Source organism: Stenotrophomonas sp. YJH_SMC_120, assembly GCF_059368675.1.
Genome location: NZ_JCAFRY010000030.1, coordinates 24,410 through 33,623, shown reverse-complemented (window position 1 = coordinate 33,623; position 9,214 = coordinate 24,410). Strand labels below are relative to the sequence as shown.

Below are 9,214 nucleotides of genomic sequence, written 5' to 3'. Positions count from 1 at the left end.
GAGGTTGCCGGCCAGCGGCCGGCACTACCTGTCGGAGGGCGTGCGGATGCTGGCGCTGGAGATCTGGGCCGCGCAGCTGTTTGGGTGGATGCGGCAGGCGGTGCCCCGCGTGGTAGTGCCGGCCGCTGGCCGGCAGTTGCAGGTTCCTGCCGGGGGTTCATGAGGTTGCCGGCCAGCGGCCGGCACTACCTGTCGGAGGGCGTGCGGATGCTGGCACTGGAGATCTAGGCCGCGCAGCTGTTTGGGTGGATGCGGCAGGCGGTGCCCCGCGTGGTAGTGCCGGCCGCTGGCCGGCAATTGCGGGTTCCTGCCGAAGGTTCATGAGGTTGCCGGCCAGCGGCCGGCACTACCTGTTGCAGGGCGTGCGGACCAACGGTCCGCACCTACCAGGCAGGGGCCGCACCCACCGTCTTTGGATCAATCGCCGTCGGTTTCGTCCGGGTGCGCCTTCCAGTAGCCGGTCGAGCGGATCCAGTCGCGCGGTACGCCCAGGTGGCCTTCGATGAACTTGCGCATCATCCGCGCGCGACGCGATTCGGTGGCGATCCAGTAGAAGACATCACCTTCCGGCGCCTCGAAGTCGGTCAGCATGTCTTCCAGCAGGGTGCTGGTCGCCGCCGGGAAGCCGTTGCGTTCCAGCCAGTGGATGCGCACGTTCTCGTACTGCGGCAGGTCCTGGCGCTCGGCTTCATCGCTCACTTCGATGAAGGCCTGCACCTCGGCATCCTCCGGCAGCACGTCCAGCCAGCGAGCGATGGCTGGCAACGCAGTCTCATCGCCGATCAGCACATAGGCGTCGTAGGTGTCGGCCACCACGAACGAACCGCGCGGGCCGCCGATCACCAGCGTGTCGCCCGGCTGCGCGCGTTCGGCCCACGGCCCGGCAATGCCCTGGTCGTGCAGCACGAAGTCGATGGCCAGCTCGCCGGTCTCGTGGTCCCACCAGCGCGGGGTGTAGTCGCGGGCGGGCGAGGGCTCCTTGCCGTCCGGGTAGCTGCGGCCTTCGGCGGTCAGCACCGGCAGCACCATCTCGCCCGCAGCGTTGGGGAAGAACAGCTTGATGTGGTCGTCGGCGCCGGGCGAATCGAAGCCGGCCAGCGCGTCGCCACCCAGCACGATGCGGCGCATGTGCGGGGTGACCTCTTCAGTGCGCAGCACGGTCAATTCACGGAAGCGCACATCCAGGCGCAGGCGCGTGTTGTTATGTTCGGTCATGGGATTACCTGTAAAGGTGTCGCGCGGGGGCGCGCGGCGTAGGGGAGACCTGGCTGGAGTCAGTCTGGCTGGGTCGTTGAAAGCGGTGATGCCTCGCTACCGGCGGTACCGTTGAGCAGGGCAGACGCCCGCGTCAGCAGCGCCGCCACTTCGTCCGCCTCGCCCTCGGCCCAGCGGCCGTGGTGGTGCACCAGCGCCCGCTTGAACTCGCGCAGGGCGCAGGCCAGCGGCGGCGGCAGCGAGGCCTTGGTGATCTCGCGGGCACGGTCGAAGGCACGTCGCTGCGCCAACCGCACCTGGGTGCGCTGCACCTTCAGCTCGAACTCGCCGGCGGCGGTGATGCGGAAGATCCGCTTGCCGTCCACTTCCTCGGCCTCGATCCAGCCGGCCTGCTCGAAGCTGGCCAGCAGCGGGTACATGGTGCCGGCGCTGGGCGTATAGGCCTGCATGAACTGGTTGCTGATCAGCTGCATCAGCTCGTAGCCATGGCGCGGCTGCTCGCCGATCAGGGCCAGCACCAGCAGGCGCAGGTCGCCGCGGCTCAGTACACGTGGCTGGCCATTGCGACGGGGTACCGCCGAATCGGTGGAACGGGCTCTAGGAGAGGGGCTTCGGCTCATTTCGATATATCGGTAAACGAGTGTGCAAACGATATATCGATATGTCGAAAGCGACAACACCCGATCCGGCCACAAGCAGGTGCAATTTGGGCCACGGCCAGCCCCACCCACAGCAAAGGGGCGCCCCTTGCGGGGCGCCCCGGCGATGCTGTGGAAGGGAGCAGGGCCACCGGGCCCATCACTCACGGGCCACCTTGGGCCCACGGCCAGCGGCAATCCAGAGGCAGGTGCGACACGTTGTCGCCGGTTCAGTGGCGAAGCCCGGACGGCGCCCGCCGTGGCCCCGGCGCTGCCCTACAACCGTCATCGGCAGCGGTAACACTGCGTCCTGCACATGGGCGCAGCGGCCCGCAAGCGACAGCCCGCGCAGCTGCCAAGGCCCGCCGCAGGGCCGTCGGCGGGCCCTGCAAGCCCCTTGCGGACACTGGCCGCCTGCATCCATACGCCTGCGTAGCCAAGTGACGAAAGCCCTTGGTGCGCTACACTTTGCGGTCTAGAAATCTATACAACAGTCGCGCGCGTGCGTGCGGTTATGGGAGCGCTAATGAACTGGTTGAACGAGGTGCTGAACAACGACCCGAATCCTGTGGAAACCCAGGAGTGGATCGAGTCGTTGAAGGCCGTTATTGATGTCGAGGGCTCCGAGCGCGCGCATCAGCTGCTGGAAGGCATGGTGGAACTGACCCGTCGTTCGGGCGCCTACCTGCCGTTCTCTCCCACCACCGAGTACGTCAACACCATCGAGCCGCAGCTCGAGGCCAAGAGCCCGGGCAATGCCGAGCTGGAATGGCGCATCCGTTCGATCATCCGCTGGAACGCGATGGCCACCGTGGTGCGCGCCAACCGCAAGCCGGGTGACCTGGGCGGCCACATCGCCTCGTTCGCCTCCGGCGCCACCCTGTACGACGTGGGCTTCAACCACTTCTGGCGCGCCCCGAGCGAGAACCACCCGGGCGACCTGCTGTTCATCCAAGGCCACAGCGCCCCGGGCATCTACGCGCGTTCCTTCCTGGAAGGCCGCATCAGCGAAGAGCAGCTGGACAAGTTCCGCATGGAAGTGGACGGCGGTGGCCTGTCCTCGTACCCGCACCCGTGGCTGATGCCGGAATACTGGCAGACCCCGACCGTGTCGATGGGCCTGGGCCCGCTGGCCGCCATCTACCAGGCGCAGTTCATGCGCTACCTGGAAAACCGCGGCCTGATCGAGAAGTCCGACCGCAAGGTGTGGTGCTTCATCGGCGACGGCGAGAGCGACGAGCCGGAAACCCTGGGCGCCATCGCCTTGGCCGGCCGTGAAGGCCTGGACAACCTGATCTTCGTGGTGAACTGCAACCTGCAGCGCCTGGACGGCCCGGTGCGCGGCAACGGCAAGATCATCCAGGAACTGGAAGGCGTGTTCCGTGGCGGCGGCTGGAACGTGATCAAGCTGCTGTGGGGCGGTTACTGGGATGCCCTGCTGGCCAAGGACACCAACGGCGTCCTGAAGAAGCTGATGATGGAAACCGTCGACGGCGAATACCAGAACTGCAAGGCCTTCGGCGGCGCGTATACCCGCGAGCATTTCTTCGGCAAGTACCCGGAAACCGCTGCGATGGTCGCCGGCCTTTCCGACGACGACATCTGGCGCCTGAACCGTGGTGGCCACGACCCGCACAAGGTGTACGCCGCCTACCACCAGGCCGTGAACACCAAGGGCATGCCGACCGTCATCCTGGCCAAGACCGTGAAGGGTTACGGCATGGGCAGCGCCGGTGAGGCACTGAACCCGACCCACCAGACCAAGAAGCTGGACGACGAAGCGGTGCGCCACTTCCGCGACCGCTTCAACATTCCGGTGACCGACGCGCAGCTGGCCGACGGCCAGGTGCCGTTCTACCACCCGGGCCCGGATTCGCCGGAAGTGCAGTACCTGCAGGAACGCCGTGCCGCCCTGGGTGGTTACCTGCCGCAGCGCCGCCGCAAGGCCGACAAGACCTTCGTGGCGCCGAAGCTGGAAGCGTACGAGCGCCTGCTGAAGAGCAGCGGCGAGCGCAGCTACTCCACCACCATGGCCTTCGTGCAGAGCCTGAACATCACCCTGCGCGACAAGGAACTGGGCCCGCACATCGTGCCGATCGTGGCCGACGAAGCCCGTACCTTCGGTATGGAAGGCCTGTTCCGCCAGATCGGCATCTACGCGCCGTTCGGCCAGAAGTACAAGCCGGTCGACGCCGACCAGCTGATGTTCTACCGCGAAGACCAGAGCGGCCAGGTGCTGCAGCAGGGCATCAGCGAGCCGGGTGCGATCAGCTCGTGGATGGCCGCCGGTACCAGCTACTCGGTCAGCAACGTGCCGATGCTGCCGTTCTACATCTACTACTCGATGTTCGGCTTCCAGCGCGTGGGCGACATTGCCTGGCAGGCAGCGGACATGCGTACCCGCGGCTTCCTGCTGGGTGGTACCGCTGGCCGCACCACGCTGAACGGTGAAGGCCTGCAGCACGAAGATGGCTTCAGCCATCTGGTGGCCGGTGGCATCCCCAACGTGCGCAGCTACGACCCGACCTTCGGCTTCGAAGTGACGGTGATCCTGCAGCACGGCACCAAGCGCATGATGGAAGACCAGGTGGACGAGTATTACTACGTCACCCTGATGAACGAGAACTACACCCACCCGGAAATGCCGGAAGGCGCGGCCGAAGGCATCGTCAAGGGCATGTACCTGCTGACCGACGCCGGCAAGCCGAAGAAGGGCGAGCTGCGCGTGCAGCTGCTGGGTTCGGGCACCATCCTGCGCGAAGCCATTGCCGCGGCCGAGCTGCTGGACAAGGACTTCGGCGTGACCGCCGACATCTGGAGCTGCCCGAGCTTCAACGAACTGCGTCGCGATGGTTTCGACGTGGAACGTGCCAACCGCCTGCATCCGGAAGGTGAGCAGCGCAAGGCCTACGTGACCGAGCTGCTGGAAGGCCGCCAGGGCCCGGCGATTGCCGCCACCGACTACGTGCGTGCGTATGCGGACCAGATCCGTGCGTTCGTGCCGATGTCGTACACCGTGCTGGGTACCGATGGGTTTGGCCGTTCGGATACGCGTGCGAACCTGCGTCGGTTCTTTGAGGTTGACCGGTACTACATCGCCCATGCCGCGATTGCGGCGCTGGCGAAGGAAGGGAAGATGACCGCGAAGGACGTGGCCCGGGCGATCAAGCAGTACAAGATTGATCCGGAGAAGGCTAATCCTGTTGGGGTTTGATTCTCTCCCTAATGAGTTAAGGAAAAAGGGGGTGGCCGCGAGGCCGCCCCTTTTTCTTGCGGTCCATAATGCTGCTACGATTCAACTGCAGCTAGTATCAGCTGTGACAGGGGATCAAGGATGAGGAAACTAGCGCTAGTAAATGCAACGCCGGAACAGCTCCCGATCATCAGTGCCCAGCGGATGGGGGCGGAGGTGATAAGAGGCGCCGCGGGGAGTGGGAAGACATCGACAGCATTACTTCGGATGCAGTCGCTTAAATTCATGATTGAGGCGCGAAAGGGGCGATTAGATGATCCAACACCGGTCAGAATCCTGGTTCTCACATTTAATCGTACACTGTCAGGCTATGTTTCAAGTCTCGCTGAAGCGCAAGGGCAGGCGGGAAGCAGTGCAATTGTAGAAATATCGACCTTTGCCAAATGGGCGGTGTCGCTGCTGCCTGGAAGAGCCCTTAATCCGGCTGTTGCAAGTAATCTTCTGCTTGATCTCATTCGCGAATCAAATGTGCAGGGCTTAGCCCAAGACTATCTGGTCGATGAAATTGACTACGTGATGGGACGCTTCGCTCGCGGGGACTTGGAGAGCTACATTGATTGCGAGCGAACGGGTCGAGGTCAAATGCCACGCGTAGTTGCTTCTATGCGGCGATTAATACTTGATCAAGTTATATATCCGTACATAGCCGAGCTCGAAGCGCGAGATATGATGGATTGGAATACCCTGGCGACTGAAGTATTGTCCGAATTAGATGGCAATTCTTATGATGTGGTTGTAGTTGACGAAGCTCAGGACTTCTCTGCCAATCAGTTGAGGGCAGTAATGTCATCACTGAAGGAGGTGCATGCGGCCACGTTCGTAATAGACACCGCGCAGAGAATCTATGCTCGTGGCTTTACATGGGCTGAGGCAGGGGTTAACGTACCTTCTGGTGCTTTCTATCGGCTTCTGGATAATCATCGCAACACTGTGCAGATTGCATCATTTGTCTCCAGTCTGCTTACTAATATAAATATAGATAATGATGGGGCGATGCCTGACTTAAATAGGGCATATAGAAATGGATTGCCTCCATACATTGTTGAGGGTGAGTATCCGGATCAGGTCGACTGGGCCATTAATTTTATAGGGAATCTTAATTTGTCAGAGGTGTCAGTCGGATTTCTTGCTCCATTGGGCGGGGGGTGGTTGACATACCTTAAGAATAGACTCGCGAGAGCGGGTGTTGATTTCGTGGACATCACAAGGAATCCCGATTGGCCGGAAGGTGAGGAGAATGTCGCAATTTGCACATTCAATTCGGCAAAAGGTCTTGAGTTCGATCATGTCTTCATTCTTGGTCTTTGCGAAAAGAACGCTGGGGTTGGCCTCCCGGGACATGACGATAAGGAAGAGCGAATGCGCAGATTGTTCGCCGTTGCATGTGCGAGAGCAAGGGATACACTCGCTATTGGATATCTTCCCAGCGAGGCATCATTTCTCATGCAGGGGATTGATCGAAGTTTGGTTCGAGAGGTGGTTCTGTGACAGTAGAAGAGCAATGTGCGCTTAGAGGTATCACCGAGCTCCTCCACTTCACTACCAATCGCGGAGTGGTTGGTGTCCTCTATAGTCGCGAACTAATTTCAAGAAGAAGGTTGCCGAGAGAAAATTACCTTTCCTATGTCCTTGCATTGAACTCAGCAAGTAGGTCTGAGGAGCGTTCAGATTTCGATAAATCTGAAGATTGGCTTGACTATGTTAACCTCTCCGTGTCGGAGATTAATGCAAGTTTCTTTGGGTTTTCTCAGTCTTGGCATAGGGATTTATGGTGGGCAATTCTGTCATTCGATTCAATACTGGCGAGCCATTCGGGTGTATATTTTGCATCTACAAATAATTCATATGATAGGTGCTTGAGGGTGCCGGGGCTCGATGGATTTTCTGGACTTTTCGCTCCCCTGGTATGGCGAAAGTCGAGTCCAGCGTGGTTCGTGCGGAGAATTGGTCGCGACGAACGATTGCCGACCTGTCAGCAAGCAGAAATTCTGTATCCACAATCGGTTTCAATTGATTATTTGCGGAAGATCTACGTTTCTGAGGCGGAGCATCACGACTCCGTATACTCGATGCTGAAAACGGCCGGCGTCCAAGGTGTTCAGGTGGTGCTGGATCCAGCGAAATTTATAGGGGCACCCAACTGATGGGCGCAAAAGAGGTTAATGTGAGACAGGTCCCTTCCATCGAGTCATCTATGCTCTGGGCAGCCGCTGCAGACGCAATGGGTTGGATAAGTGAGCTGGCGGAAACTCCTGAGGCCATCAGGAAAAGGGCGGGTGCTCCCTATATTACAGGGCCAGTAAGGTGGCGTAGGCGAATAGGCGGTATGCGCGGAGTCAGCGTCACGATGCCACCGGGAACCTATTCCGACGATACACAGTTGCGATTGGCAGTCTGCAGGTCGATCAGCACAGGAGGAAATTTCGACGTTGAGGCGTTTGCGAAGGTTGAACTTCCAGTCTGGTTGAACTACGCACTTGGAGCCGGTGTTGGATCAAAGGTTGCGGCCCAAAATCTGTCAAAAAAGGGAGTTGCTTGGTTCTCAAATTTCTTCGAGGCCGGCCCGATCTCCTATGTTAATGGTGGAGGAAATGGAGCCGCCATGCGTATACAGCCGCATGTATTGGCGGCGCCGCCAGGCTCATTGGATCTAATGCTGTCGTCGGTACTTAGAGATTCCATTGCGACACATGGACACGTCCATGGATTTGGAGGCGCGTATTTCCACGCGCTGTGTCTACATCACGTATTTCGAGTGGGAAAGATGCCCGGGCCGGACTTCTGGGTAAAATTTGGAGATGCATTGATTGACATCCCAGCTATTGCTTCTGCAGATCCGCAGCTTTCTGCATTCTGGATCAAAAGCTGGGAGGCGAAGTCTGGCGGCACGCTTCGTAGAGCATGTGCAGAGGCTAGGGATGAGCTAAAGATGCATATTGAGAGGATTTATAGGCTGGCAGAGGGCGATCCTTCCAATTACTCCTTGGTGATCGATGCCTTGGATTTAAGGCGAAAGGAGATTCGCGGGTCTGGGCTGCTGACGTCGCTAGCCGCTGCCGTGTCCGCATGGCTTCACCGCGACTTTGGCGTGGAGGGGGCGGTCGTGCAAGCAGTGAATGAGATCGGTAGCGATACAGATACTATTGCCACGATGTCAGCAGCGATGCTGGGCTCAATGGCGCCATTGCCTGAGTTCGAGGTTCAAGATCGTAACTATATTATTATGGAGGCAGAGCGATTGGGGCAAATCAGGTCTGGAAGGAAGGTGCGTGCCTTCAATTACCCAGACCTGGCTGACTGGAAGCCGCCCACGACACAGGCATCGGCAGTCGCAGTTGGTGAAGAAGGCTATATTTTGCAGGGGCTTGGGTCGCTAGTTCCGGTAAGCCATGAGGTCTCAAACAGCGAAGATGTATGGCAATGGATGGAGTTGGGGTTTGGCCAAACCGTACTTGCAAAGCGGCGTTCTTCTGGAGTTGCCGCAGCTGGTGCTGGACAGCTTCCTGGATCGAAGCGATATGATCCGGCTAAGTCAACGGCATTCCATAATCCGTCCAACTCATCAAAGTCATCGGATAGCGGAAGCATTGGAAGCTCGCAGAGCAGTCTCGACCTTCACGGCGAATCGCAGAAAAATCTGTTCCAAGATGCAGGTGTCGACGCTGGCATCGAGGGTATTTTTCGGCAGATTGAAAAGTCGGGTTTTGATGCGAGAGTCGTGGGGGAGGCACTGCTTGGTATAATCTCAAGGTCGCCCGGCGTGGAGCACCCTGTCGCGTTAACGTCGCTGCTCTACTACAGGTTGTCCCGGAGGCCGTAGGCAGTCGATGACTTCAAGCGCGTCTATGTAATAACCCACTGACTTTTACTTTTGGTGGTGCCTTTAGCGAGGGAGACGGCGAGCAAAATGATGGAAACGGAGATTAAGCGACGGACCGCCCAGTGCAAGTCGGCGCTGGTCTTTGAGATCGTCCAGGACAGGACGACGGAGCCCGTTGCTAGTTGCTTGTCGCCAGTTCATTAAGATCGGATGCGAGGTCGAGGACAAGCGCGGCACGGCCAATGCCCTACGCGCCTAGCCCTAGGATGTACGCGAGCGATGCGAGCG

Annotated in this window: 6 protein-coding genes; 4 read left to right on the top strand and 2 right to left on the bottom strand. The window is 59.6% G+C overall.

Going from position 1 to position 9,214, the window contains the following annotated elements; all coding sequences use genetic code 11:
• Positions 1-417 precede the first annotated feature (417 nt).
• Both AC5P60_RS20675 and AC5P60_RS20670 read right to left on the bottom strand, forming a co-directional pair.
• The gene (locus tag AC5P60_RS20675; RefSeq protein ID WP_197577006.1) at positions 418-1,215 is read right to left on the bottom strand and encodes a siderophore-interacting protein; all 798 of its coding nucleotides are present in this window, start codon (positions 1,213-1,215) and stop codon (positions 418-420) included.
• Between the two features lie 59 nt (positions 1,216-1,274).
• Complete coding sequence (locus AC5P60_RS20670; protein ID WP_049437044.1) at positions 1,275-1,835, bottom strand: PadR family transcriptional regulator; 561 nt, start codon at positions 1,833-1,835, stop codon at positions 1,275-1,277.
• 544 nt (positions 1,836-2,379) lie between these two features.
• On the opposite strand from AC5P60_RS20670, the gene aceE reads away from it, so the two are divergent.
• From aceE to AC5P60_RS20650, 4 genes are all read left to right on the top strand, one after another.
• The gene (aceE, locus tag AC5P60_RS20665) at positions 2,380-5,067 is read left to right on the top strand and encodes a pyruvate dehydrogenase (acetyl-transferring), homodimeric type (RefSeq protein ID WP_049412224.1); all 2,688 of its coding nucleotides are present in this window, start codon (positions 2,380-2,382) and stop codon (positions 5,065-5,067) included.
• A 120-nt stretch (positions 5,068-5,187) separates the two neighbouring features.
• Positions 5,188-6,594, top strand: coding sequence for a 3'-5' exonuclease (locus AC5P60_RS20660; RefSeq protein ID WP_483693921.1), 1,407 nt, complete (start codon positions 5,188-5,190; stop codon positions 6,592-6,594).
• Positions 6,591-7,250 carry a DarT ssDNA thymidine ADP-ribosyltransferase family protein gene (locus AC5P60_RS20655; RefSeq protein ID WP_483693922.1) on the top strand — a complete coding sequence of 220 codons (660 nt, stop codon included), beginning with the start codon at positions 6,591-6,593 and terminating at the stop codon, positions 7,248-7,250. Before AC5P60_RS20660 ends, AC5P60_RS20655 begins: the two co-directional genes overlap by 4 nt.
• Positions 7,250-8,926: an ADP-ribosylglycohydrolase family protein gene (locus AC5P60_RS20650; RefSeq protein WP_495201816.1), complete on the top strand. Its 1,677-nt coding sequence runs from the start codon at positions 7,250-7,252 to the stop codon at positions 8,924-8,926. The genes AC5P60_RS20655 and AC5P60_RS20650 overlap by 1 nt, the downstream gene beginning before the upstream one ends.
• Positions 8,927-9,214: the final 288 nt, after the last annotated feature.

What these genes read in the sequence shown, in the direction of transcription:
- AC5P60_RS20675 (WP_197577006.1), bottom strand. Translation starts at nt 1,215, where the DNA reads ATGACCGAACATAACAACACGCGCCTGCGCCTGGATGTGCGCTTCCGT.
- AC5P60_RS20670 (WP_049437044.1), bottom strand. Translation starts at nt 1,835, where the DNA reads ATGAGCCGAAGCCCCTCTCCTAGAGCCCGTTCCACCGATTCGGCGGTA.
- aceE (WP_049412224.1), top strand. Translation starts at nt 2,380, where the DNA reads ATGAACTGGTTGAACGAGGTGCTGAACAACGACCCGAATCCTGTGGAA.
- AC5P60_RS20660 (WP_483693921.1), top strand. Translation starts at nt 5,188, where the DNA reads ATGAGGAAACTAGCGCTAGTAAATGCAACGCCGGAACAGCTCCCGATC.
- AC5P60_RS20650 (WP_495201816.1), top strand. Translation starts at nt 7,250, where the DNA reads ATGGGCGCAAAAGAGGTTAATGTGAGACAGGTCCCTTCCATCGAGTCA.